This is a genomic window from Gilvimarinus algae (genome assembly GCF_030518215.1).
Lineage (GTDB): Bacteria > Pseudomonadota > Gammaproteobacteria > Pseudomonadales > Cellvibrionaceae > Gilvimarinus > Gilvimarinus algae.
In genome coordinates this window covers 244149-269420 of the sequence record NZ_JAULRT010000059.1, presented here as the reverse complement: position 1 = coordinate 269420, position 25272 = coordinate 244149, and the positions used below count along the sequence as shown (strand labels likewise).

The 25272-nt window shown below is 59.7% G+C and carries 27 protein-coding genes; 9 read left to right on the top strand and 18 right to left on the bottom strand.

The annotated features are described in order from the left end of the window. Window positions 1-21: 21 nt before the first annotated feature. The 11 genes from QWI16_RS12550 to QWI16_RS12500 all read right to left on the bottom strand — a co-directional run bounded on the left by QWI16_RS12550 (window position 22) and on the right by QWI16_RS12500 (window position 10711). Window positions 22-429, bottom strand: coding sequence for a type II secretion system protein (locus tag QWI16_RS12550; RefSeq protein WP_302713602.1), 408 nt, complete (start codon window positions 427-429; stop codon window positions 22-24). Between the two features lie 201 nt (window positions 430-630). Beyond that, the gene (locus QWI16_RS12545; RefSeq protein WP_302713600.1) at window positions 631-1152 is read right to left on the bottom strand and encodes a hypothetical protein; all 522 of its coding nucleotides are present in this window, start codon (window positions 1150-1152) and stop codon (window positions 631-633) included. Between the two features lie 8 nt (window positions 1153-1160). Beyond that, complete coding sequence (locus QWI16_RS12540) at window positions 1161-2381, bottom strand: type II secretion system F family protein (protein ID WP_302713599.1); 1221 nt, start codon at window positions 2379-2381, stop codon at window positions 1161-1163. Window positions 2382-2383: 2 nt separating this feature from the next. Further along, window positions 2384-4114, bottom strand: a complete 1731-nt coding sequence (locus QWI16_RS12535; protein ID WP_302713597.1) for a GspE/PulE family protein — start codon at window positions 4112-4114, stop codon at window positions 2384-2386. Between the two features lie 6 nt (window positions 4115-4120). Then, complete coding sequence (locus QWI16_RS12530; RefSeq protein WP_302713596.1) at window positions 4121-5527, bottom strand: tetratricopeptide repeat protein; 1407 nt, start codon at window positions 5525-5527, stop codon at window positions 4121-4123. Next, complete coding sequence (locus QWI16_RS12525; protein WP_302713595.1) at window positions 5524-6438, bottom strand: ExeA family protein; 915 nt, start codon at window positions 6436-6438, stop codon at window positions 5524-5526. Before QWI16_RS12525 ends, QWI16_RS12530 begins: the two co-directional genes overlap by 4 nt. 2 nt (window positions 6439-6440) lie before the next feature. Beyond that, on the bottom strand, window positions 6441-8156 hold the full coding sequence (gene mshL / locus QWI16_RS12520) for a pilus (MSHA type) biogenesis protein MshL (RefSeq protein WP_302713594.1): 1716 nt from the start codon (window positions 8154-8156) through the stop codon (window positions 6441-6443). A gap of 25 nt (window positions 8157-8181) precedes the next feature. Beyond that, the gene (locus QWI16_RS12515) at window positions 8182-8508 is read right to left on the bottom strand and encodes a hypothetical protein (protein WP_302713593.1); all 327 of its coding nucleotides are present in this window, start codon (window positions 8506-8508) and stop codon (window positions 8182-8184) included. Beyond that, a complete protein-coding gene (locus QWI16_RS12510) occupies window positions 8501-9190 on the bottom strand; it encodes a type II secretion system protein M (RefSeq protein ID WP_302713592.1) in 690 nt (229 codons plus the stop codon). Before QWI16_RS12510 ends, QWI16_RS12515 begins: the two co-directional genes overlap by 8 nt. Further along, window positions 9177-9782 carry a hypothetical protein gene (locus tag QWI16_RS12505; protein ID WP_302713591.1) on the bottom strand — a complete coding sequence of 202 codons (606 nt, stop codon included), beginning with the start codon at window positions 9780-9782 and terminating at the stop codon, window positions 9177-9179. Before QWI16_RS12505 ends, QWI16_RS12510 begins: the two co-directional genes overlap by 14 nt. Continuing rightward, window positions 9782-10711, bottom strand: a complete 930-nt coding sequence (locus QWI16_RS12500) for an MSHA biogenesis protein MshI (RefSeq protein ID WP_370659930.1) — start codon at window positions 10709-10711, stop codon at window positions 9782-9784. Before QWI16_RS12500 ends, QWI16_RS12505 begins: the two co-directional genes overlap by 1 nt. A 295-nt stretch (window positions 10712-11006) precedes the next feature. Between QWI16_RS12500 and trmL the strand changes: the two genes are divergently transcribed. From trmL to QWI16_RS12475, 5 genes are read left to right on the top strand one after another with little or no spacing between them, the layout of a single operon-like run. After that, entirely contained in the window at window positions 11007-11471 is a 465-nt protein-coding gene (gene trmL, locus QWI16_RS12495) for a tRNA (uridine(34)/cytosine(34)/5-carboxymethylaminomethyluridine(34)-2'-O)-methyltransferase TrmL (RefSeq protein WP_302713587.1), read from the top strand. 55 nt (window positions 11472-11526) lie between these two features. Next, window positions 11527-11973 carry a flavodoxin domain-containing protein gene (locus QWI16_RS12490; RefSeq protein ID WP_302713586.1) on the top strand — a complete coding sequence of 149 codons (447 nt, stop codon included), beginning with the start codon at window positions 11527-11529 and terminating at the stop codon, window positions 11971-11973. Then, the gene (fldB, locus tag QWI16_RS12485) at window positions 11970-12491 is read left to right on the top strand and encodes a flavodoxin FldB (RefSeq protein ID WP_302713585.1); all 522 of its coding nucleotides are present in this window, start codon (window positions 11970-11972) and stop codon (window positions 12489-12491) included. Before QWI16_RS12490 ends, fldB begins: the two co-directional genes overlap by 4 nt. Then, the gene (gene mnmC, locus QWI16_RS12480; protein ID WP_302713584.1) at window positions 12488-14524 is read left to right on the top strand and encodes a bifunctional tRNA (5-methylaminomethyl-2-thiouridine)(34)-methyltransferase MnmC2/FAD-dependent 5-carboxymethylaminomethyl-2-thiouridine(34) oxidoreductase MnmC1; all 2037 of its coding nucleotides are present in this window, start codon (window positions 12488-12490) and stop codon (window positions 14522-14524) included. The genes fldB and mnmC overlap by 4 nt, the downstream gene beginning before the upstream one ends. A 53-nt stretch (window positions 14525-14577) precedes the next feature. Next, a complete protein-coding gene (locus QWI16_RS12475) occupies window positions 14578-15003 on the top strand; it encodes a late competence development ComFB family protein (RefSeq protein WP_302713583.1) in 426 nt (141 codons plus the stop codon). On the opposite strand, the gene QWI16_RS12470 is transcribed toward QWI16_RS12475, so the two are convergent. After that, a complete protein-coding gene (locus QWI16_RS12470; RefSeq protein WP_302713582.1) occupies window positions 15000-15650 on the bottom strand; it encodes a DUF502 domain-containing protein in 651 nt (216 codons plus the stop codon). The genes QWI16_RS12475 and QWI16_RS12470 overlap by 4 nt on opposite strands. 106 nt (window positions 15651-15756) lie before the next feature. Here QWI16_RS12470 and QWI16_RS12465 point away from each other — a divergent pair, with 106 nt between their 5' ends. Continuing rightward, entirely contained in the window at window positions 15757-16557 is an 801-nt protein-coding gene (locus QWI16_RS12465; RefSeq protein WP_302713580.1) for a glutaminyl-peptide cyclotransferase, read from the top strand. 48 nt (window positions 16558-16605) lie between these two features. Here the strand turns inward: QWI16_RS12465 and QWI16_RS12460 are convergent, their stop codons facing one another. Then, window positions 16606-16812 carry a cold-shock protein gene (locus QWI16_RS12460; protein ID WP_302713579.1) on the bottom strand — a complete coding sequence of 69 codons (207 nt, stop codon included), beginning with the start codon at window positions 16810-16812 and terminating at the stop codon, window positions 16606-16608. 225 nt (window positions 16813-17037) lie between these two features. On the opposite strand from QWI16_RS12460, the gene fnr reads away from it, so the two are divergent. The 3 genes from fnr (at window position 17038) to QWI16_RS12445 (ending at window position 19067) form a co-directional block, all read left to right on the top strand. Beyond that, window positions 17038-17793, top strand: coding sequence for a fumarate/nitrate reduction transcriptional regulator Fnr (gene fnr, locus QWI16_RS12455; RefSeq protein ID WP_302713578.1), 756 nt, complete (start codon window positions 17038-17040; stop codon window positions 17791-17793). Further along, window positions 17784-18374 (top strand): DUF4202 domain-containing protein, encoded by a 591-nt coding sequence (locus QWI16_RS12450; protein WP_302713577.1) that lies wholly within the window; start codon window positions 17784-17786, stop codon window positions 18372-18374. Before fnr ends, QWI16_RS12450 begins: the two co-directional genes overlap by 10 nt. A 159-nt stretch (window positions 18375-18533) precedes the next feature. After that, the gene (locus QWI16_RS12445) at window positions 18534-19067 is read left to right on the top strand and encodes a hypothetical protein (protein WP_302713575.1); all 534 of its coding nucleotides are present in this window, start codon (window positions 18534-18536) and stop codon (window positions 19065-19067) included. Here the strand turns inward: QWI16_RS12445 and QWI16_RS12440 are convergent. From QWI16_RS12440 to QWI16_RS12420, 5 genes are all read right to left on the bottom strand, one after another. Continuing rightward, complete coding sequence (locus tag QWI16_RS12440) at window positions 19057-19416, bottom strand: hypothetical protein (protein ID WP_302713574.1); 360 nt, start codon at window positions 19414-19416, stop codon at window positions 19057-19059. The genes QWI16_RS12445 and QWI16_RS12440 overlap by 11 nt on opposite strands. A gap of 124 nt (window positions 19417-19540) precedes the next feature. Continuing rightward, on the bottom strand, window positions 19541-20482 hold the full coding sequence (trhO, locus tag QWI16_RS12435) for an oxygen-dependent tRNA uridine(34) hydroxylase TrhO (protein ID WP_302713573.1): 942 nt from the start codon (window positions 20480-20482) through the stop codon (window positions 19541-19543). Between the two features lie 144 nt (window positions 20483-20626). Continuing rightward, window positions 20627-20938: a BolA family protein gene (locus QWI16_RS12430; protein WP_302713571.1), complete on the bottom strand. Its 312-nt coding sequence runs from the start codon at window positions 20936-20938 to the stop codon at window positions 20627-20629. A gap of 59 nt (window positions 20939-20997) precedes the next feature. Further along, the gene (locus tag QWI16_RS12425) at window positions 20998-24123 is read right to left on the bottom strand and encodes an efflux RND transporter permease subunit (RefSeq protein WP_302713569.1); all 3126 of its coding nucleotides are present in this window, start codon (window positions 24121-24123) and stop codon (window positions 20998-21000) included. Continuing rightward, on the bottom strand, window positions 24116-25225 hold the full coding sequence (locus QWI16_RS12420; RefSeq protein WP_302713567.1) for an efflux RND transporter periplasmic adaptor subunit: 1110 nt from the start codon (window positions 25223-25225) through the stop codon (window positions 24116-24118). The genes QWI16_RS12425 and QWI16_RS12420 overlap by 8 nt, the downstream gene beginning before the upstream one ends. Window positions 25226-25272: the final 47 nt, after the last annotated feature.

Below are 25272 nucleotides of genomic sequence, written 5' to 3'. Positions count from 1 at the left end.
TTCACAGGGCGAAGGCGCTAATTAATTGGCAACGTTATAGGCCGTAAAGGTAGCCGTCGCAGTCGCTTCGTCATCGGACGTGACGGTACAAACAGCTGATTCGCCTTCGGCAGCGCCTACCGCTAACGCGGTAATGGTATAACCGGGTGTCATACCACCATCGAGTAAGGGTCCAACATCTGTGCAGTTAGCCACCGCAACAGGTTGAGCCTCTCCAGCCAACACCAGGCCGGCATCGTCAGCAATATTATTGGCATGATTAAGAGCAGCCGCACTACCTAAAGCGCCAGCCACACCTTGTACTGCTGCACGCTCCGCGGCATTGGACAAATCCACAAACCGCGGCACGGCCGTCGCTGCCAAAATACCGAGGATTACAATCACAGCGATCAGCTCAATCAGGGTAAAACCACTTTGTTGGTGTTTCATATTGTCACTCCAGTGCGTTGAATCAAAATCGTCGTCTGCTTCGCTCCAGCGCCGTTTGGCTCACTCCCTCATTGGCTGAAACCCGCTCCCTAGGCGTAAAGAGAGCGCCAAAAACCAGACATTGTTCTTTACTCCCAATAGTAGCAGACAAATTGCGTGCCAAATAACGCCGTCAGGGGCGTTTTTGCCGCCTTTGGTCTTCTACCGCCGCCTCGCAGCCGCCGAGGGGATGACCTGGCCGCTGTCGGATTGATAACCCAGATAAAAACGCGGCTCTGGCGCTGCCCCCAGCCAGTAGCGGCATTGCCCAGCTTTGGGCGCCGCAACCTGCCACTGCGGCCACTTCGGCTTTACTGTGTCAGAGTATGGCACATTTATCAACGCCCGTAACACTCTTTCACACGCCAGCGCAGCCGGGGTTTGATCGGTAGCCAATACCGCCGCCGGAGAGCCCGGCAGGCGGGCGTCCACTGGCCAACCTGCCGGGTTGATCAACAGCGCCTGATCGCCGTAATCGAGCCAGCCGGGGCGCGCGTTATGCGAGCGCCAAAGGGTGTGAACAAACTCCAAAGTGCGATTCAAATTGCGCGCCTGCAGGCGGGTGGCGGCCGCCTGGGTATCCACCACCAAACGGTCGTAATAACGGGCTGCCACCCACAGCACTGTCGTTAGCAGCAGCGCCACTACGGCCAGCTCAAACCATCTGCGATTCGGCTTTGCCACCTCGGCTCCTACTTTTGGATGTTGTACATCTCCCACATGGGCAGAAAGATCCCGAGCGCCAGCACCAGGACAAAACCGGCCATGGTGACGATGAGTATGGGCTCGATTTTGTCCGAGAGTTTTTTCACATCGTAATCCACTTCGCGCTCGTAGAACTCGGCAACTTCAGTCAGCAGAGTATCCACCTGACCGCTCTCTTCGCCGACGCTGATCATCTGCAGCACCAGCGGGGTGAACATGCCGCTCATCAGGTGGGTTTGATAGAGCCCCTCTCCGCGCTCAACCCCGGCTTTGATACCGCGGATTTTCTGCGCGAGGTAGGCGTTATCGATGGCGCGGGCGCACAGATCCAGCGATGTGGTCAGCGGCATCCCGGCCTGCAGCATCAAGCCAAAGGTACGCGCGTAGCGCGCCATGGACGCCCGCTCAATGACATCGCCGAGCACCGGCAGGCGCAGTTTTTTGCGGCCCCACCAGAGCGCACCTTTTTCGGTTTGCAAAAAGCGCCAGAGGGCGATGCCACCGAGAACGAGTGCCGCGAGCATATAGGGCCAGTAGTTGACAAAAAAATCCGACACCCCGATTAAAATGCGCGTGGGCAGCGGCAGCTCGGCGCCAAAACGGCGGAACATGTTGGCAAAGGCCGGTATCACTTTCAGGTTGATCACCACCATGGCCAGCGCCAGGGCGATGAGCACAAAAGTCGGGTAGCGCAGCGCCTGGCGAATGCTGCGCGCGGTTTCCAGATCGCGCTCCAAATAGTCGGCCAGCTGCAAAAACGTCAAATCCAGTCGACCGCTGTTCTCGCCCACCGCCACCAGCGAGACAAACAAATGGTTAAAGATTTTCGGGTGGGCGCACATGGCGACCGACAATTCCTGCCCCGCCTCCAGACGCTCGGCCACATCGTTAAGGGTCTGCTGCAAGGTGTAGTGTTTGAGGGAGGCGGCCAGCGAGCGAATGCCCTTGATCATGGGTATACCGGCCTTGGTGATGGTGTACATCTGCCGGCAAAACATAATCAGGTCAGTCGGTTTTACCCGCTCCTCGCGCGAGAGCGCCGCCAGCGAACCCAACATGGGCGCGCGCGCTTGGTAAGCCTGAATAGAGGTCGGGGTAATACCGCGCCCAGCGAGAGTGCCGGCCGCCGCCTCGGCGCTGCCCGCTTCGAGTTGTCCGGCTACCGCATTGCCGCGGTTGTCCCTGCCCTTGTATTCAAACACCGCCATGCTTAGGCACCTTGATCAATGACTTCGTCTTCCACCTGGGCGCTGATGCGCATCACCTCTTCCAGGGAAGTCAGCCCTTCCAGCGCGTAATCAAAAGCGGCAAAACTCAGCGGGCGGAAATGACGGGTATGGCTTGCCGCGTAGCTAAAGGCGCTAATGTCGTTGGTGCGCAGCGCCTCGGCCATGTCGTTGTTGATCTCCAGCATTTCAAACACACCAATGCGCCCGCGGTAACCCGTATTGTGACAATGGGGGCAGCCGCTACCGGTCTTGAACGCCACTTCGCCGAGCGCGCGCCCGGCACTCAACACCTTGATCATCTGCTGTTCGTTGGCGTCGGGTGTGTGGGGTTGCACGCAGCTGCTGCACAGGCGCCGCACTAGGCGCTGAGCGACAATGGCCTTGAGCGCGGTGGCCACCAGATAGCCGTCGGCGCCGATATCAATCAGACGCATGGCCGAGGTAATGGCGTCGTTGGTGTGCAGGGTTGAGAGCACCATGTGACCGGTCATGGAGGCGCGCAGGGCAATTTCGGCCGACTCGGCATCGCGGATCTCCCCGACCAGCAAAATGTCCGGGTCCTGACGCAGCGAAGCGCGCAGCACGCTGGCAAAATTAAGGCCGATGCGCTCGTGCACCTGCACCTGGCTGATACGCGGCAGGCGATACTCCACCGGATCTTCCACGGTGATGATTTTGCTTTCGGGCCGGTTCAGCTCAGACAGCGCGCCGTAGAGCGTGGTGGTTTTACCCGAGCCGGTGGGCCCTGTGACCAACACCAAACCGTGGGGCCGATTAATCATCCGGCGAAAGCGCTCGCGCATTGCCTGCGGCATGCCGACTTTATCCAGCGGCAAAACGCCGTCGGTGTGATCGAGTATCCGCATCACCACCGACTCGCCGAACTGGACCGGCATAGTCGACAAACGAATATCGATGTTGCGGCCCGAGACTTTTAAATTAAAGCGACCATCCTGCGGGATACGCTTTTCGGAGATATCCAAACCGGACATAAGTTTCAAACGCACCACCAGCGCCGAGGCGATGCGCTTTTCATTCATCACCTGCTCGAGCAGGACACCGTCGATACGGTTGCGAATTCTGAGCACGGTTTCGTCGGGCTCAATGTGCACGTCCGAGGCCCGGGCATTGACGGCCTCTTCAAAGATTTTTTGCAGCAGCTTGACCACGGGCGCGTCCGAGTCGCCCACATCGCCGGCCACCTCGGCCAAATCCAGCGCCGACTCCTGCAGCTCATCTTCCAGCTCACCGGCCAGAGAGGCAATTTCACTGGCGCGGGTGTAGGCGATGTCCAGAATATCCAGCAAATCGGACTCGCGCACCACCGCCGCCTTTACCGGTTTGTCCAACTGGCGCTCGATGTCATCGAGGCAAAAAATATCCGTCGGGTCGGCCATGCCGAGTAAAAAGCCGTCCGGGTCCTCGCGCAAAATCATCACCCGGTAGCGCCGCGCCGTGGTCTCGGGCAGCTTTTGCACCAGGTCCGGATCAAAGCGAAACTGCTTGAGATTGACAAAGGGAATATCCAGCTGGTCGGACAAGAGCGTCAGCAGTTCTGTCTCGTCCACAAACCCCAGCTCCACCAGGGTGTGGCCGAGTTTACGTCCGCTGAGTTTTTGCTCCTGCAGGGCGTGCTGCAACTGGGCTTCGCTGATCATTTGCTTGCTGACCAGCAAATCCCCTAAACGAATTTTTTTTGGTGCCTGTGCCATAGCTCCTCACTCCAGTTGCGCCAGGCGCTGCCCGGAAAATTCTCTGATGGTTGGGGTCGCATCGCTCGCCATTAACGCTTGCCGGTAGGCGGCAGCGGCCGAGCGGTATTCGCCCTGTTGGTCAAAGGCAACCGCCAACCCCAACCAGTATCTGGCCTTGGGGCCAAACACATCCAGCAGGCGGCTGTAGTGGCTGGCTGCCTCTTGCGAGCGCTCGAGCCTTTGGTAAAGACTCGCCAGCAGCGCGCGGTAGGGCTCATCGTCCGACGCGGTGGCGCCCGCTTCACGTTCAAGCGCCGTTAGCGCCTCGGCGTACTCGCCTTTGGCATGGTGCTCACGCGCCCTTAAAAAAGCGGCCTGCGCATCGGGCAAGCCCGACACAAGCAGCGCCTGCGCAGCGTTCCAATCCCGCTGCTGTAAGTACAGCGACTGCAAATAGCGGCGCGCCTCGAGCGGCCAGCGCCCGCCGGAGGCCGCGGTTCGCAAGAAATGTCCAAGCGCGCGCTCGGCCTCGCGGGCCTGTCCGCCGGCTACAAGGACGCGGGCCGCTTCTACTTCGGCGGCGTCTTGCGAAGCGAGACTCAGCTGCACCGGCGCCACCGACCCGGCTTCACTACCGGTGCGCTCACTCGCCACATTGCTTGCCGGTGCATTGGATGGCTCGGGCACTGTGCTAGTACCCTCAGGCGGCGGCTGCTTCAAGGCGGCGGTCAACCGCACCTGCAAACTATCGAGTGCCGAGTGCCCGGGCGCCACGGCGAAAGCGCGATCGAGCAGACGCTGGGCGCCGGTCAGTTCGCCGCGCTCCAGCTCGCGTTCGGCCAAGACCCGGTAACGTTCGGCAATGGCTTCAAGCCCCTGCAAGGCATCGGGGTGATTGGCGTGAAGGCTCAGGACTTTGTGGTAGTACAGAAAAGCGCTGTCGTTCACCGGCAAGGTTAACTGGTCCGCGGTAAAGGCCGCGCGCGCGCGCAGCAGGTAATCTTCGATGGCCGCCTGGTCGATGATCACCTGAACAGAGTGTTCTGTGTCGGCGGCGGGGTTGGTCGCAGCCACTGAGCTCGCCAGCGGTTGAGCAGTCTGCAACACCGGCTCTGCAGGCGATGGCTGAAGTACAGCCGCCGGGGTGTCAGTCGCAGGCGGCTTCGTCGCCAACCGCTTGGAAGAATCGGCCGCTGCCGGCGAAGGCGAAGTCGCCTCGGCCTGCAACCGGCTCGTTTGGCTATCGCGCTCGGGCCAGAGCAGCAAAGCACACAGGCCCATGAGTAAAACGCCCGCAAACCCCATCAAGGCATAAAGTAATGGCGCGCGTGCGCTGCGCTTATGCGGGTGCAGATAGGGCGTCTTTTCCTCACGCGCCAGGCTATCGCCGCGCGATTCCAAATCCCGCAGCATGTCGTTGACCAGACTCACAGCAAGGCTCCCTGCCAGGCGAGCCAACCGAGCACCGCCGCGGCACAGGTACAACCCAGCAGGGTCCAGGGCCAGACATTGCGCGCTGCGCGTCGGCCGGCAGAGCGAGACTCTGCCGTATCGAGCACCGCGCGCGCCATGTGGCGCCGCTCGACCTGCCGGGCGCCCTCGCCGTAGGCGGCCATCAGCGCCTTGTGGCTGAGCACATTGATAAGTCTGGGTATGCCGGCCGATGCCTGCCCGAGCAAACGAATGGCCCCGCGGGCAAACAGTGGGGCGCCACGGTAGCCGGCCGCCTTGAGGCGCGCCTCCACATAAGCACCGATGTTCTTGCGATCGATGCCGGTGAGGTACTCGGAAAACACAATGCGCTGTTTGAGCTGGCGCAAGTCCGGGCGCTGCAGCATCTCGTCCAGCTCGGGCTGGCCAAAGAGCACCACTTGCAAGAGCTTGCGCTTGGCGGTTTCGAGGTTAGTCAAAAGGCGCAGCGCTTCCAAGGTTTCGCGGGGCATGGCCTGCGCCTCGTCGACAATCAACACCACCTGGCGTTTGCTCGCGGCCAGCTCAATCAGCCGCTGGTTGATGTCGTTAAGCAATTTGTGGGCGGGCTTGTCCTGAGTCTCAACGCCGATCTCTTCGGCGAGAAACCACTTGAGTTCATCGGGGGTCAGATAGGGGTTGGGAATATAGGCGGTGATGCAATCTCGATCCAGACGATCGAGCAGCTTGCGCCCGAGCAGGGTTTTCCCCGTACCCACCTCACCGACCACTTTGACAAAGCCCTCACTGTGGCGCAGTGCCAACAACAATGTGCCCAACACCTCCCGGTGACTTTGGTTGTTGTAAAAAAACTGCGTGTCCGGCGTCAGCGAAAACGGCTGTTCACTCAAACCAAAGTGCTGGGCGTACACTGTTACTCCTCCAGCATACGCCGGTGTTCATTGCCGATGGCATTGACCCGGTTGAGCGCACCGTTGATTTGTTCGTTCCAGGCATCGGTGTTGGCGACAATCGGGCGCAGCAGGATCACCAGCTCGGTTTTGACCAGCGAGCGACTGGTAGTGCGGAACAGCGAACCCAGCAGGGGGATATCGCCAAGGCCCGGGTTTTTACCGTCGCGATTGTTGCGCGTTTCCTGCATCAGGCCGCCCAACACAATCACCTGGCCGGAGCGGGCGCGAACGATACTGTCCGACTCGCGCACACCGCGCAGCGCCAGCGGCAGTGAAAAGTCCTCACTGCCGATGGTGAAGTCTTTTTGCTGGTCAGTGACGTCACTGACCACCGGATGAATGTGCAAGATGACATTGTCGTCATCGGAGATCTGCGGTGTCACATCCAGTGATATACCACTGAAAAACGGCGACAACTCAATATTGGGCGTGCTGGTCACCGCCGAGGCATTGGCCGTGGTGTTGCTGGAAATGCCGGTAATAAAGTATTCATCCGAGCCGACACGGATAACGGCTTTTTGGTTGTTGACGGTAGAGATGCGCGGGCTTGACAACACCTGCACGTTGCCTTGGGTTTCAAGCAGCGACACCAGCTCGGAAATATCCGTTACTTGCAAAATCGAGGTAAACAGCTGGTCGGTTTGCTTGAGAAAGCCGTCGGTGACATTTTGCTCAGCGGTGAAAGAGCCGGGAATCGCGTCGCGCCAGCTGAGCTGATCGTTCAGAGTGCGGCCCAGCTCGCGATTGTAGCCATAGCCAATCTGGCCGGAAATTTCGCTCCAGTCGATGCCCGTGTCGTAGCCTTCTCTCAAGCGCACTTCCAAAATCTTGGCCTCGAGTATGACCTGACGACCAACACTCAACTCGGAGCGCTCGAGAAATTCGCGCACCGCACTTAGCTCGTGGGGCAGCGCCTTGACCACCAGCATACCGGCCTGAGGCGACACCATGACCATCCGGTCTTCGCTCTCGCCACCGATAATGGCCGACACCGCCACCCTGACCGACTGCCAGAAATCGGTGCGATTGAGCGTCTGAATGCGCGAGCCGGGCGTCAGTGCCGTGGCTTTGTTGCCAGTGTCGCCCTCGAGCATGCCGAGTAAATTTTGGGTGTCGCCGCTGCTGACGGATTGATTGCCGGCGCTGCCGCCGACATTGCCACTTTGCGACTCGCCGCGCCCAATCAGCACGCTGGTGTCGGACACGCCCACGCGCTGAACATCCAAGTAATTGAGATGAAACACCTCTGTGCGTAAATGATTCGGATAAACGGTGTAGATGCCGTTGCGCTGTTTGTATTCGTACCCGTAGATGTCGCGGGTCACATCCAGCACGTCGGCAACTGCGACATCGCGCAGGTTCAGGGAGATGGCACCGGAGACTTCGGGGTGCACAACAATGTTGGTGCCTGTGCCCTCCACCAGCGACAGAAAAAACGCCCGCGCCGGCACTTCGTTGACCGACACATCAAAACGCTCGGCGGCCACCTGCGGGGCCGGCTCTGCCAGGGTGTCGTGAACCGCCTCGGGTACGCTGACAGGTGCCGGTGCGGCCTCTTCGGCCACACGCGCCATCTCGGTTTCAATGCTCAGCGTTTTTTCCTGTGGCTGAGCACAACCGATGAGCAGCGCGGCCATCACGGCTGCGCCCGTTTTACCTGAGTGGTTCCACTTCATTGCCTGTTCACCCTTACGCTTAACCTCAAGGTCGGTCTGTCTTTATCGACTCTGTCTCTGGCTGGTCCAGTAGCTTGAGTACCATTGTCTTGCCATTGCGCTTAAGCACAACGTCACTGCGATTGATTTTCTCCACGGTCACCTCCGGCAACCGCACGAGGGCCTCACCCTCGCGCACCAATTCACCGTTGATCACAGCGAGCGTGCGCGTTTCACTTATGAGTACCGAGTGTAGCTTGAGCCCAATATCATCGGCGCTCGAGCGATGGCCCAGTGGCTGCGTCGGATCGCGCAAACTTTGGGCAAACACCGTGGGGGCGAGCAAGGTCAGTAGTGCCAATGTCTTATACACCCAGACGTCCCTCCTCAGCGCTCAAGGTATACACCCGGATAATCACCAAAGCGTTGGGATAGCCGATCACCTCGTAGTGCAGCGACTCCCAGTAGAAACGCCACTCGAGCGATTCGAGCCGCCGGATAAGATCGAGCACATCAAAATAGCGCCCGCTGACAGTTACCTTAACGCTGTGCCGGTAAACCCCGGCGCTTTTTTGAGGTTGAGGTTGCGTTTGGTCCTGCGCAGATGCTTCAGCGGCGGCCGAGGCGTCTGTGACGCTCACTCGGGTGACCGGCTCGGTGACCACCTCAAGCAGCGTCAGCGAGGCCGTTTGCGCTAGGACATCCTGCAGCACCCGGGCCAGCTGATCGGCCCGAATCAAGCCGTTGGTCAGCTCGGCCAGTTGCGCGTCTATACTCGCCAGACGCTGTTCGGCGGCTTGCAGCTCAGCGCGCTTGCTCTGCAACGCCTGACCGCTTGCAAGTTGACGAAAAGTGTCAATTTGCTGCTGCAACTGTTGTTGCTCGGTGCGCTCGGTTTGCAGGCGCGCCTCGCTCGCATCGCGCTCGGCAAGCGCCGAGCCAAACCAGAACAAATACCAGAGGCCATAGAGCACCAGAAGCACGGCGGCGAGCACGATCACCCGCTCGCGCAGGCTGAGCTTGTCGATCTGATCATTCAATTTATCGAGATTCACTGCTGCCTCCCGCCGCCGGTGCCTTTACGGCAAAGGGGTAACCCTTGCCATCATCGGGCGCCAGGGATAGAACCCCAAACGCACTGCCGGCAAAAGCGTCCTCGCCTTGAAGCCGCTCGAGATAGCGCGGTACGGCTGCCGGCTCGGCGGTGAGCCCTTCGAGGGTGACATAGCGGCCAGCATCGGACAACGAAAACTCGCTCAGAGACAAGCTGGGCTCTGACAGGCGGGCCAGGGCAACAAGCTGTGCGGAGAAGCCGCCGGCATTGCCCATGTCTTCACGGGCGAGCATGTCCGCCAGCGCCAACCTGTCTTTGATCAGGGCGCGAACCTGCGCAAGCTCACTGGCCAGCGACTCGGCATCGGCACCATTGCTGGCTCTGGCGAGGGCGTCGCGCTCAACGGCAAGGCGCAAGTTGTCGCCTGAAAGCGCCTCAAGTTCACCGGCCAGCTCACTGGTGCCTGAGCGATACCATAGGCTCACCAGCACCAGCAACAAGCAAAAGGCCGCACAGGCGAGCAACATCTGCCCGGCGCGCAGCGGCGAACGATCGGGCTGGAATTCGGCGGTGTAGAGGTTAATCGACTGCATCAGCGGACCGCCTCTTCACGCAAGGCTGCTCCCAGGGCACGCAGACACAGCGCCTGATGATGCTCAGCCACTGGCTCTTCACTAGTCAGCGCGGCAGACCAATCGAGCAAATCCATGCGCCCAGGCAAAGCGCTGGTTAGGGACTCGGTGAGCTTGTCGGCAGAGACGTTCTCGCCGCACAGCAAAATTCTGGCGGCGGGTGGCTGGCGCAACTGGCGCTCGAAATAATCGAGCGAGCGCTGCAGCTCCAGCGTCAGGGCATCCACCGGAATATCGTCCAGCAATCCGGCGTTGTAATCGAGCTTAAAGTTGCGCGCGAGGTACAGCTCACCGGCCTTCACCATCAGCAAGCTGCCACCGCCCTGATAGAGGTTAACGAGCGCCACGGGCCGGGCGGTGTCATAGCCGACCTCCACCAAGCGCGCGAGTGCCAACTCGGGAATTTCAATGGCCGCCAGCGAGAGGGAGGTTTCCTCCATGGCCGCGACCAGAGAAGCCACAGCTTCGCGCCGCGCGACGGTTACATAGGCGAGGCGGGCATCGCCGCGGCTGCAGGAATCGGGTAGAAGAAACGCATCGATCACCGCATCGGCCACGGGAAAGCTCACCAGATCCTTTACACGCCAGCGCAGCGCTTCGTTGAGCTCCTCGGCGGGGACTTTGGGCGCATCGCCCAGCAATAGCTGATACCCGGTACTCGCCAACACGGCGGTTGCCGGCAAGCCGCGCAAATTGAGCTTACCCAGGCGCTCACGCAATCTGGCGGGCGCCTCTTCGGGTTCACAGGGGAGAAATTCGGCCGAGAGCAATCGGGGCAACTGCCCCACCACCCGCTCAATATGAGCAAAGGCCACGCCTTCCGTGGCAAACTCCACTCCAATCATTTCGTACTTGCGTTTTTTGGCACGAAACAAATTCAAACGGTCCACTCCCGAGGTCGGTGTCCGCCGCCGGGCGCAAAAAGATCAGCGCCAAGGCTCGACGGAACCAATGAAACGAAAAATACGCCATCACTATGCCATTTAGACGCGCTTTTCACCAGATGCAATAACCTGCCATTATAATTATCCTAAGTGGCCGCCAGACACTGACATCGCCCCTGCCACAAAGCTACACCCAAGTTTGGGTCGATGAGTCAAGCATCGCGTTTAGACGATTGCGTCAGTGTCAGCGAGTGCCTTATAACCTTAGCCGAAAATAGCCCAAAGAACCCGTTATTAGCAAATGTTCCATATTGTCCTGTTTGAGCCGGAGATCCCCCCCAACACCGGCAACATTATTCGTCTGGCGGCCAACACCGGCTGCCAGGTACACCTGATAGAGCCGCTGGGCTTTGAGCTGGATGACAAGCGGCTGCGCCGCGCTGGTTTGGATTACGGCGAGTGGCAGGATATGCAAATCTACACCGATTGGCCTGATTTTTTGGCCAGGGCCGAACCGGCGCGGCTTTTTGCCCTCAGCACCAAAGGCCGTGCCCGGCCCAGCGACACTCGCTTTGCCCAGGGCGATTTTTTGCTTTTTGGCCCGGAAACCCGCGGCCTGCCGGCCAGTATTCGCGAGTCGCTGCCGCCCGAGCAGGTGCTGCGTATTCCCATGTGCCCCAACAGCCGGAGTATGAACCTGTCCAACGCCGTCTCAGTGATCGTCTACGAGGCCTGGCGGCAACTGGATTTTGCCGGGGCACTGTAAATGCAGAACCCCAGCAAAACCATTATCATGGGCGGCTTTTGCCGGAGCACAGACGATGACACGTATTCAAATTCTGGTGGGCTCGGAAATGGGCACGGCGGAAATGGTGGCCGCCAGCGCCAAAGACGTTCTGGAGAACGCGGGCTTTGAGGCGGTGGTCAACCCTCTGCCCGAAGCCTCCGACATCACCGACAACCCCGATGACATTCTGCTGATCTGCACATCCAATACGGGCGCGGGTGATCTGCCGGGCAATATTCAACCGCTCTACCTCGAGCTGACGCGCAGTTATCCGCCCATCGCCGGGCGCCGCTATGGCATCATTAATCTCGGCGACAGCAGCTACGTCACTTTTGCCGAGGCCGGCCGCGCTATTGATGACGCCATGAGCGATATCGGCGCGGTGCGCGTTGGCGAGCCGCTGGTGTTGGACGCTTCCACCGGGGAGGACCCGGAGCCCCTAGCCGAGCAGTGGCTCAAAGAGTGGATAACGCAACTATGAGCCGCGCACCCATCGGCCTGTTTTACGGCAGCTCCACCTGCTACACCGAAATCGCCGGCGAAAAAATTCGCCAGCAAATTGGTGAAGACAGAGTAGACATATTCAACATTGCCGAAACGCCGATTGTTGAGGCGGGATTTTATGACTGCGTGATTCTCGGCATGCCCACCTGGGACTACGGCGAGCTGCAGGAGGATTGGGAGGAAATCTGGGAGGAGATCGACCAGGTGGGTTGGCAAGACAAAAAAGTCGCGCACTATGGGCTTGGCGATCAGGTGGGCTACCCCGAGTGGTTTCTCGACGCCATGGGCTATTTGCATGCCAAAGTGCTTGCCCTGGGCGCCCTGCCCTGCGGCTACTGGCCGGTAGAGGGCTATGAGTTTGAGGCGTCCAAGGCCCTGATCAACGACAACACCCAGTTTGTCGGCCTCGCCCTCGACGAAGAAAATGAATTTGAATTAACCGATGAGCGCATCCGCCAGTGGTGCGCCCAGATCACTCGCGAATTTGGCCTGTGAGCGAGCCACCCAGCCATTCATCTCTGCACTGGGATGAGCAGGGCCAGCCCCTGTCGGCCAGTTTTGGCGATGTGTATTTTTCTCGCCACGATGGCCTGGCTGAAACGCGCCATGTGTTTCTTGAGGCCAACCAGCTTCCCGAGCGTTTCGCCGCTCTTGCGCCCGTTCACGGGCAGCCGGAGCCGATCTTTACCATTGCCGAAACCGGCTTTGGCACCGGCCTCAATTTTCTTGCCGCCTGGCAGCTGTGGCGGCAGGTGGCACCGGTCGGCGTGCGCCTGCAGTTTATCTCTGTAGAAAAATACCCCCTCGGGCGCGAGGACATAAAACGCGCTCTGTCGCTCTGGCCCGAACTGGGCGATCTCACCCAGGCCTTGCTGGCGCAATACCCGGATTACCTGGGCCCGGGCATCTACCGGATGCACTTTGGGCCGGTGAGCCTGACGCTGATCATCGACGACGCCGTCGCCGGTTTTGAGCAGTGCCTGACAAGTACAGATGCGCGCTGGCGCAGCCCGCGTTTTCGCGCCGATGCCTGGTTCCTCGACGGCTTCGCGCCGAGCAAAAACCCCGAGATGTGGCGGGAAGAGCTTTTTGCGGTGATGGCCGAGCTGTCCGGCCCCGCCACCACGGCCGCCACATTCAGCAGTGCAGGTATCGTCAAGCGCGGTCTCAAGGCGGCGGGCTTTGCCATCGTCAAGGTGCCGGGTTACGGCCGCAAGCGGGAGATGCTCCGCGCCCAGTGGCAGGTAAGCGGCGCGCCGACAGCCAGCGCCGCGCAGCGGGCGCTGGATATTCATCCAAGGGCCACTCACAGCGGCGGCAAACACGCCCTGGTGATAGGCGCCGGGCTCGCGGGGTGTCATACCGCCAGGTCCCTGGCCCTGCGCGGCTGGCAGGTGCAGGTGCTAGAGCGCGATACGGTTGCCTCTCAAGGGTCGGGCAATCCTCAGGGGCTGCTCTACAGCAAGCTCAGCCACCGCGCCGAAACGCTGCCGGCGTTTAATCTGCAGGCGCTGGTCTACGCCCAGGGTTACTATGCCCCGCTGTGGCAAGAGTACCGTGAACTGGGCGAGGCCTGCGGCGTATTGCAAATGGCCACCAGCGAGGACAAAGCCCGGGCCCAGCAGGACGTGATGGCCGCACTGGGCGAGTCGCAACAACTGGTGCGCCGGCTCAGTGCCGAGCAGGCCAGCGACCTCGCGGGGCTGCCCCTTGCCGCCGGCGGGCTGTTTTTCCCCGGCTGCGGCTGGATCGATCCCAGGGCGCTGTGCCGCATTCTGCTGGAGCACCCCAATATTCAGGTGCAGACACACTGCGCGATTGATCAGCTGGCGTTCGACGGTCATAACTGGCGCGCCAGCGACAGCGAAGGCCGCGAATGGCAGGGCGATGTGGCAGTGATCGCCTGCGCCCATTTCAGCGGCCAATTCGCGCCTCTGGCGCACCTGCCGCTCAAACCCATTCGTGGCCAGGTCAGTTACCTGCCAGCCACCCGCGAGAGCCTCCAGCTGCGCATTGCCCTGTGTGAGCGCGGCTATCTGGCGCCTGCACGCGAGAGGCGGCACTGCCTGGGCGCGACCTTTAACCTGGGCGAAACCGAGCTGACCCCTACCGCGCGGGATCACAGCGACAACCTGGCTCACCTGGGCGATTTCGGCCCGGCACTGGCAGACAGCCTCGGCAGCTACCCACCCCAGGCGCTCGAGGGCCGCGCCGCTTTTCGTTGCACAACACCCGATTATCTGCCGATTGTCGGACCCGTGGCCGATGTCGACGCCTTTAAAGAGGTCTATGCCCCACTGGCGCGCAACGCCCGGGCGCAGATAACTGCTTCCACCCCCTATGTACCGGGGCTCTATGTGAACACGGGCCACGGCTCGCGCGGTCTTGCCTACACGCCTCTGGCCGCCGAGCTACTGGCGAGCACCATCAACGCCGAACCGCTGCCGCTCACTCGCGAACTGGCCAAAGCGCTGCACCCGGCGCGTTTCTTACTACGCGACATTATCCGCAGCAACGCAAAGCGCTGATGAGGTGTTATTGAGCGTCTATACTGTCCCTTACCACGAGCGAGGAGACTGTTATGCTGGCCTACACCGGACACTCCCATTTCATCAGCCAGGATGAGCTGGATACCATCCACAACTACTACGAGAAGCGCGTCGTCGAGGCCATCTTTGAAGCCAGCGAACGGGCGCGCGAGGGCGACCGTAACTTTGTCGCCGACGTCGCCTGCGTGGCGCTGAACCGCCTGCCCCCGCGCTACATTCGGCACGACGTGGACATGACCTTTTTTATGTCGCCACAAGAACTGGAAGAGATGAACGATAAGGTCGCGCGCGCCGTGAACGACGCCATCACCTACGTGACCGACCGCGAAGACCCGCTAGAGCCGCCCGTCCCGGAACAAAAGCCAACCGCCGCTGGGAAAGCGACAACCAAAGCCAAACCGGCCACTAAGGCCAAGAGTTCGGGCAAAGGAAAAAGCAAATCGCGCAAAGAGACTTAGTGGTCTTTAACTGCCGCCTCTTCCACCGGGGCCTGTACGGTTTTTTGCAGCATGATTTGCGAGCCACTGCCGCAGGCAATGACTGTGCGCATGGCCGCCTCGACGCTCACCTCGGGCAGCAAAGTGACGCAATCGGCGGGCAGATGATAGACAAACCCAGAGGTAGGCACCGGCGCAGTGGGCACGTACACGGTAAATTCGCCGGTGTCGTGCTCAGCGGTGACAATCCCGGTCACGCACACGGGGCTGGACGCTCCCATAATATAAGCGCGACAGACCTTGCCCTTGAGCAACGAGGCATTGCCCTCGCCCCCCATCACCTGCACTACCATTTCGCGTATGGTGCTGTAGCCCGGCGCCAGACGCGACAACAACCCATCCACCTTGCGGTGCAGCCAGCGGCCGATGCCAGTTTTGACCAACAGACCAATGCAAAAGCAGGCCCCGAGAATCAGCACCACCCCCAGAATATCGGCAGCGTGCTCACTGGTGCGAATATAGCCCGACAGCCAAGTGCTCAAAGGCTCGATAGCCCGGTCAATCAACCCCACCAGCCACTGGAGCAAAAACAAAAAGATGGTAATGGGCAAAACCACTGCCAAACCACCGAGCAGGGTGAGCGTAAGAAAGGAGCGCAAACGACCCATAGCTAAACCTTGTATAAATGATTCGGAACGATGACTCGCTGTGCGATCGCCGCATGGGTAGTATTATGGCGAAAGCGCCAACCCCAGACAATGAAGCGAACTCTCTATGCCCATACCGCGCCCCTACTATTGGGTCTGCGCCCTAATACTGCTGAGCGGCGCCTTGCTGTGCCGGGCAGAGGCGCCGATCAAACTGGATTACACGCTCACCAAAACCGTCGCCCGGGACTTTAGCGCCTTTACTCAGGGGCTGGAGATCGACGGCGATACGCTGCTCGAAAGCAGCGGCCTGGTGGGGCAATCGTTTATTCTGCGCAGGGCTCTGCCAGCCACCGAAGCCGAGGGCCAGGCGCAGATTCTCTGGCTGCGCCAATTGCCGGCACCCTACTTTGCCGAGGGCCTGACCCGCCTGGGCGACATCGTTTACCTGCTGAGCTGGCAGCACGGCACCGGCTGGATGTTTGACGCCGACTCGGGAGAGCCGACAGGGCAGTTTCGCTATCGGGGAGAAGGCTGGGGACTGACCCATATGGGCGATCAGCTGGTGCGCTCGGACGGCAGCGACCGCCTCAGCTTTCACGCCCCTGAGAATTTCGAAAAGCTCAGGGAACTGTCGGTCACCTGGGATGGCAAACCCATCACCAGATTGAACGAGCTCGAGTATGCCGAGGGTTATCTCTGGGCCAACGTCTGGCAGGATAACCGCATTCTGGCCATCGACCCAAGCAGCGGCACGGTAAAAGGCTATCTGGACTTAGCGGCTCTGGCGCGCAAGGAAAATACCCGCCCACGGGACAATGTACTCAACGGTATCGCCTATGACCCGGCGAGAGACCTCTACTGGGTCACAGGCAAACGCTGGAACAGCCTCTATCAGTTGAAAGTCCGCTTACCTGGGGAAGAGTGACGGCGTAAGCGGAGGACCGCTAGCAAGCTGCTCGCTACTCGCTACTCGCTACTCGGGAACAACGTTTTCGGCCTGAGGGCCCTTCTGGCCATCTTTGATTTCAAAGCTGACTTTTTGCCCCTCGGTCAGGGTTTTAAAACCAGAGCCGACGATTGCCGAAAAATGCACGAACACATCCGGCCCACCCTCACTGGCAATAAAGCCAAAGCCTTTGGACTCATTAAACCATTTCACCACACCTGATGTTTTAGACATAGCTGCTAACCTGCTCCGGCACCTGCCGGTCCTAACATTGAGAAAATTCAATAGCCCTCATCCGGTGCACGGTTTAACGGTCAAAGCCGCAACAGCACGGCCCCGCAGAGGTCTTGGTCACTATAAACCGGGCAAGATTTGAGTGTAAAGTCGCCGCCCCTTAAACCTGGCCGGGCTTTCGCGTAGAATTTACTGTTATCAGCGATCAAACGGGCGACACCGGCAATGAATCAACAACCGCCACATTTCCCGCCGCGCCCCGGGCGCGGTTACGCGCACTGCAACGACTGCCGGCTCAGCAATATCTGTCTGCCGCTCAGCCTCGAGTTTTCCGATATCGACAAGCTCGACGCGATTGTCCAGCGCGGTAAACCCCTGCAGCGTGGCGATATCCTCTACCGCAGCGGCGAACCATTTGGCGCGATCTACGCCATTCGCTCCGGCTCAATCAAGACCTGGAGAACCAGTCGCGATGGCGAAGAGCAGATCACCGGTTTCTATTTGCCGGGCGAAGTCGTGGGCCTGGACGGACCTGCCGAAGACAGCTACGCCAACAGCGCTCAGGCGCTGGAAACCACCTCCGTTTGCGCCATCCCCTTCTCCCGGCTGGAAGCGCTTAGCCGACAGGTGCCGGGGCTGCAACGCAACCTATTCCAGCTGCTGAGTCGGGAAATCAGTACCGATCAAAAGCAGTTCGGACTGCTGGGCCGCACTTCGGCCGATACCCGCGTAGCCTCCTTGCTGGTGAGTTTGTCGCTGCGTCACGAGCGCCACAAGCTCTCGCCCACCACTTTCGCACTGCCCATGTCCCGTAGCGACATGGCTAACTTTCTCGGCCTGACGCTCGAAACGGTAAGCCGGGTGTTTGGCCGCCTGCAGCAACTCGATATTATCCAGGCCAGCCGCAAAGAGCTGCACATTGTCCAACCGGGTGCCCTGCGCGAGCTGGCCCACAGTGAGAGCCAGAACCTATGCCGATAACCGATAAGCAAGTCAACGCCGTCCTGGAGGACATCGATCGGGCCAACCACCAGGACCCAAACCTCACCGGTGACGGCACCCCAAGCGAGTACCTCTACGCCCAGCGTATGACCGAGCAACTAGCGTCCTTTGTGCCGGACGCCGAGCCGGCTCTGCAAATTGCCGCGCGCGCGCAGCACATTGAGCGCTGGGTGATCCCCCGCTCGGACTACCCCATGGACCGCAGCGGCTACAAGCGCTGGCGCACCGAGCTGGGCCGGCACCACGCCGAGCGCGCGCGCCAGATTATGCTGGCGCACGGCTGCGATGAGGACAGCGGCCAACAGGTGGCCGATATGCTGCAAAAAAAACGCCTCAAACTGGACCCTCAGGTACAAGCTCTGGAAGACGTTATCTGCCTGGTCTTTATCCGTCACTATCTGGAAGAGTTTGCCGCTAAGCACGAAGAGCCCAAGCTGATCGATATCATCCGCAAAACCTGGAAGAAGATGTCGCCCAAGGGGCATGAGGCGGCGCTGGCGGGTGCGGGCGATTTGCCCGAGCATTTACAGGCGCTGATCGGTAAAGCCCTGGCTGATTAAGGGCGTTTTTTACTCCGATATGTGCTGATTAATCGCATAAATACGCCCAAACGGAATAAAAATACGCAAAAAATCGTTAAGACTTGACCTGAAGAGCAAAGTCCTTTATACCCAAATTGTGAGTTACATAACAAAAACGATAAAAAGGGTATTGCTCTTATGAAAAATCTACCAGTAAACGTCGTGGCCTTGCTGCTCGCGCTGGCGGGTAGTCAGGCATTTGCCTGTGACGAGGCGTGCAAGAAAGACAAGGCTGAGCAGGAGCATGGCGTGAAGTTCGCCAGCTATCTCAGTGCCGATTTCTGCCACACCACGCGCGCGGACTTTTTGATTCAGGATTATCGAAGCCTGGAGAAGTACCGGGCTGAACAGCTCCCCGGCGGCCACAAAGGCGGCATGAATAACATCCGCAAATTGCTTGAACAGCGCAAAGAGTGGCTGATCGAGTGCGACGACTATCTGCGCCTGACAGGCCAGGGCCGTATCTTCCGCGACAAAGCGACCACCGATCAGATTTTTGCTGCGATCGACAAGGTGACCAAAGAGCTGAACGGCTTGGTCTACAACGGCAGCCAGGATGTGATCGTCAGCAATGGCCTGGACATTGCCGAACAGGACTTCGACAAGATGCTCGGCATGCTCGACCACCACAAAACGCAGCTGCAGCTGCGCGGCCAGCTGGTTATTCGGTAACTTTTTCTTCCCGGTTGCGCTTAAGCGACAGCACCGCACGCTTGGGCCGGCCGGGGTTCTCGGCGAACATCCGCGCTTTTTCTTCCAGCTCGCGTACCGTGCGGCTCTTGGCGGGCGACTGAGCCTGCCCGAGGCGAGCGCCGGAGCCGCCCTGCTCAGCCGCATTCGCCAGCGCCTGCACGCCGCAGCGCAACAACCGCGCCTGATCGATAAAATTCAGCGACTTGGGAAAATGGCTGGGGTCCACTGACGAGGGATTTTGCGGATCCCCTTCAATGCGGATAATACAACCACATGCGTGTCGGGCCTCACCGGATGCCAGATCGACATCCCAGGTTTCAAAGTCCATTGCCTTGACCTACTGTGTTGACTTGAAAGAGTCCTCTCACCCGGGCACCTTTATAGGCTTCGGGACGGGTGAGGGTATCGGGCTATTGTGACAGTTTTACGACAAAACCGGTATTGGCAGGCTGTTAGGCCTGCCGCCGCGTTTGGCGCGCCGGAGGTGGCGCGCCAATATGGCTTTCGTTGCGCTCGCGGGCCAGTTCAATTTGCTTTTGCCGTTCGGCGAAACGCGTTTTCTGCTCATCGGTGAGCTTGTCGTAGCACAGCGGACAGCAGACACCCTTGAGGTAGAGGGGCGATTGCTTTTGCTGCTCGGTAATCGGGTGGCGACAGCCGTAGCACTGATCATAAGAGCCCTTCTCGAGATCGTGATTGACCGCGACTCGGTTATCAAACACAAAACACTCACCGCGCCAGAGGCTCTCTTGCTCCGGTACTTCTTCCAGGTATTTGAGAATACCGCCCTCGAGGTGGTAGACCTCATCAAAACCCTGCTCTTTCATATAGGCGGTGGCTTTTTCACAGCGGATACCGCCGGTGCAGAACATGGCCACTTTTTTGTGTGTGGTCGGGTCGAGGTTCTGCTTCACATAGTCCGGGAACTCACGGAAGGTTTCGGTGTTGGGGTCGAGCGCGCGCTCAAAGGTACCAATGGCGTACTCGTAACGGTTACGAGTGTCCACCACCAACACCTCTGGATCACTGATCAGTGAATTCCACTCACGGGGTTTGACGTAGGTGCCCACGATTTTTTGCGGGTCGATGTCTTCCACCCCCATGGTCACAATCTCTTTTTTAAGCTTGACCTTCATCCGGTAAAAGGGCTGCTCCTCGTGCACGGACTCCTTGTGCTCTATATCCGCAAACCGCTCGTCGCTTTTCAGGTAGGCGAGCAGACCATCGATGCTCTCGCGGCTGCCAGCCACGGTACCGTTAATGCCCTCGCCGGCCAGCAGCAAGGTGCCTTTTAGTTCCAAGCGCTCGCACTCAGCCAATAGCGGCGCACGCAGGCTGACATACTCCGGCAGGAGAACAAATTTATACAAAGCAGCGACAACAATCTGGCTCATAATCCAATCAAAATAGTCAATAGCATCAAAGATTTGCGGTACAACCGCTCAGGGGCGGCGATTATAGCGGGTTGTTTTTTATACAGCCAGTATTTTTGCCCGACATCTGATCCAAATCAAACCAGGCCGGCTGCAGAGCATCGGCTAGTGGCGGCCGCCACCGAGACAGTTGGGAGACTCGGGCACAGCCTCCGAGCGCCATTCATCGGGCGCAAACGTATGCAGCGCCAGAGCGTGAACCGGGCCTGCCATCTGCTCGGCGAGCACGGCGTACACCGCCTGATGACGCTGCACCTGCCGCTTTCCGACAAACGCCGGGCTCACCAGAGTAATTTTGAAATGGGTTTCCGACTCCGGCGGCACGCTGTGCATATGGCTTTCGTTGTCCACCACCATATGCACTGGGGAGAATTGCGCGGTCAGGGCCGCCTCTATGCTCTTTTGAACAGGTTTCATAGTGCTCTCAAGTTGCTTTGCTGAGATAGACGCTATTGTACCCCATTCACCAAGGCACCTCAGTCATGGTTGTCGGGAATGTTGCGTGCCTGCTCAAGCTCACTGGACAAGCGCAGCCCCTCCTCCGCGCGCGGCTTGGCAAGGCGCGCCACCAGCATATAAACCACCGGGGTCAGATAGAGCGTAAACACCGCCGCCATACCCAGACCGCCAAAGATCACCCAGCCAATGGCGGTGCGCGCCTCGGCGCCCGGACCACTGCTGAGAATCAGCGGCAAAGCGCCAAAAACCGTAGACATCATTGTCATGACAATGGGCCGCAGACGCACACTGGCAGCGGTGGTCACCGCCTCAATGACCGAGTGGCCGCGATCGCGCAGCTGATCGGCAAACTCCACCAGCAATATGCCGTTTTTTGCCATAAGGCCAATCAACATCACCAAGCCAATCTGCGAGTAGACATTGATACTGGTGCCCGTCAGCAGAAGCGCAAAAATGGCAGCGGCAACGCCAAAGGGCACGGTGAGCATCACAATCGCCGCACTGGTAAAGCTTTCAAACTGCGCGCAGAGCACGAGAAACACCACCACCAGTGCGATGATGTAGGTAAGCGCCACCTCCTGCGAGGTTTCATCCAGGGTTTCGGCCTCACCGAGAAAAATCAGACCGATGCCGGGCGGCAGCTCGGCCTCGGCCAACGCACGCAAATCCTCCACGGCCGAGGCCAGCGGGTAACCATCGGCGAGGTCCACATCAATTTCGATGGCCCGGCGCTGCTTGTGCCGATCCAGCTCGGCGGCCACCGCCTCCTCGGTCAGGGTCACCACACTGGACAGGGGCAGTAAACGGCCATCGTCGGTACTTACAAACAGATTGACCAGGTCGCCGGGGTCATTGATTTGATTGCCCGAAGATTCGAGCATAATCGGTATCGCCTCATCGCCCACCGACAAATCCACCAAATCATAACCATCCACCATGGCTCGCAGGGTCATGGCGATATTGTCCAGCGGAATCCCAAGGTCCGAGGCGCGCCTGCGATCAATGGTCACCGCCAACTGCGGTTGCGTGGGCTGAAACTGAATGTCCGGCTGAGACAAATTGGGTAACTGGTCTTCAATGGCTGCGGCGAATTTTTCGGCCGCGGCAAAAATTTCCATATAGTCACTGCCCACCAGCGCCACTTCAATACCGCCGCCGCTGTTCCACAACCCCAGGCTGTTGGTGCTGGAAACGCGTACAAAAGCGCCGGGAATTTCGCTCATGGGTTCACGCAGCTCGGCCATCATCTCCTGCTGGCTGCGCTCACGTTCATCCCAGTCCTTTAGCGGCAAAATCACGCGACCGCGGTTGGGATCGTAGCGCCCGACGATGGAGAACAGTTGCGTCGCTTCACCGGAGTCGAGCAGCGGTTGCACGCGCGCCTCCATGGCATTGACTTGGCGCTCGGTGTATTCGAGGCCGGTGCCGTCAGGGCCGGTGGCGTCCACGTAGATAACACCGCGGTCTTCCTCGGGCAACAGCTCCTGAGGCACATTGTGATACACCAGCGCCGCCGCAATGATCGCACCGAGAGCAAACAAAAGTGCGAGCCAACGCCACTGCAACACCCGTTCGAGCGAGCGGGTATAGACTCCCTGCAGCCGCTCTCCCACGCCCTGCAGGCGGTCGCGAATGGGATGGGACTCGCCCTTGCGCTCGGGCACGATTCGCGCCGCCATGGCCGGCACCAGCGACAGCGCCACAAAAGAAGACACCGCTACCGCAAAGGCGAGCACAAAGCCAAACTCGCGGAACAGTCTGCCGGCCGTGCTCGGTAACATGGCGATAGGCACAAACACGGAGATCAAGACCGCGGTGGTGGCAATCACCGCAAAAAATACTTGCCGAGTGCCCAGCACCGCAGCGGCTCGCGCGCCCAAGCCCTGATGCCGGCGGCGCTGGATGTTTTCCAGCACCACAATCGCATCGTCGACCACTAGCCCGGTCGCCAACACCAGAGCAAGCAGTGTGAGAATATTGAGAGAAAAACCCATGGCCCAGATCGCCGCCACGGTTCCGATCAAAGCCACCGGAATGGCCACTGAGGGAATCAACGTTACCCGCAGAGAGCCAATAAACATCCAGATGGTGAGAATCACGATGGTGACCGTCAGCGACATGCTGATCAGCACCTCGCGCATGGAGCCCTTGATAAACTTGGAGCTGTCCTCGGTGATAATCAACTCAAAATCGGTAAAGCGCTCGTTCAACCGATCTACCGCCTGATGCACACGCGCCGCAATGTCCAGGGTATTGGACTGGGACTGACGCACCACCCCCATGCCCACCACCGGCAGCCCATCGAGCCGGACGTAGGAGCTGGCATCTTCCGGAGCAAAGAACACCTGAGCCACATCCGCCAAACGGGTATCACCGCGAACCACCAGGCCGCGCAATTGCTCTTCCTCTACCGCTGAGGCATCGGCGCGCACCAACAACTCCAGATCACCTGAGCGAAAACTGCCCGAGGGCACATCAAACGGCGCCTGGCGCAGAGCGTTGGCCACATCGCTCACCGACAGACCAAAACTCGCCAAGCGGATCGGGTCCATCACCACCCGCAACACTTTTTGTCGCTGACCAAAAAGCACCACATCCGCCACACCGTCAATGGACACCAGCTCGGGGATCAAATCCTTCTCCGCCCGCCGGGTCATTTCCAGCTCATCGAGGGTTTCACTGACAATAGCGAGATTGATGATTGGGTTGGCATTGGGGTCGGCCTTAACCACCGTCAAAGATTCAATGTCCGGTGGCAGGTCGCGCTCAATTTGGCTGACAGCTTCGCGCACATCGGAAGCGGCCGCGTTGAGATCCACCGTGGGGGAAAACTCCACGTGTAAGCGCATGTTGTTTTCTTCGCTCGATGAACGGATGTTGCGAATGCCCGATACCCTCGCTACCGCGCCCTCGACAATGCTGGTGACCTCCGCATCCATGGTTTCGGGGGAAGCGCCCGGGTAGACACCGCGCACCGATACCACAGGCCGGTCCACGTCGGGCAGCTCTCGCACCTCTACCGCCACCACTGAGGCGATCCCGGCAATGGCGATCAACAGGTTGAGCACCAAAACCAGAATCGGCCGGCGAATACTCAGACTGGCAATATCGTCTTTATGAAAATCCTCGTGTTGTTCAGTCACCGCTCACCTCGGGCTCTGTCCGCGCGGGCATGCCCGCAACATTGACCACTTGAGCCACGCTCACCGGCATGCCCTCACGCACCATTTGAATGCCCTCGAGCACGACCAGCGCGCCCTCCGGCAAATCGAGATCCACCAGCACCTGACCGGCGCGACGCTGGACAATGGTCGCCACGCGACGCTCTGCCACACCGTCAATCACCGCCCAGACAAACGAACCGCGCGGCCCCCACTGCAGCGAAAGCTCGGGGATCAGTGCGAAATCGTTACCGGTCAGTGTCAGCGCTATACGAAAGCTCATTCCGGGGCGCAGTTTGTCTTCGCTGTTGTCGACATGGGCGCGCACCAAAAACGTCCGCTCGCTCGCATCTACCCGGCTGTCGATTTCCACCACGCGCCCCTCCGCCACCAGCGCCTGCTTGCGCCAGGCGGACAGCTCGATGGTTTCACCAATAGCGATTTGCCCGAGCAGCAATTCCGGCAGGGGGAAAGTCACCAGCAAGGTGCTGCGATCGTCCAGAGTCGTCAGTGTGGTGCTGGTATCGACCCATGCGCCTGGGTCGATATCCGTCAAACCCACATAGCCGGTAAAGGGGGCCTTTACTTGCTGATAGTCGAGGTTCACCCGCGCCCGGTCCACGGCAATTCTGGCGCGGGCCACCGCACTTTCAGCGTCATCCAGGGCCGACTGGGTTACAGCACCGCTATCCCCCGTCTGCCGGTAACGGCGCAGCAGTCGTTCGGCGTCCTCAAGCTCCACCTCGGCGTTGCGCAAGGCCAGCGCCTCGTCGCGACTGTCGAGGCTGAACAACACCTCGCCCTCGCTCACCTTCTGGCCCGGCTCGACCTTGACGCTCTCTACCTGACCGGCCACTCGCGGGCGAATACTTACAGAGCGCAGCGCCCGTGAGGTACCCACGGCCTCCACATTCACCTGCTCCGGACTGTAGCTGATTTCGGCGGCAATCACGGGGCGCGACTGGATGCCGCCTCTCCGCTCACTGGCGGGCTCAGGTTTGGAACAGCCGACAAGCACGGCAGCAAAAACGAGCGAGCACAGCAGCAAACTACCTGCTGGCAGGCGAGAGGAAGTGGTAGGCATAGCGGTCAGACGGCCCTCAATGTGGGTAAATGAAACTCTTTTTCTTT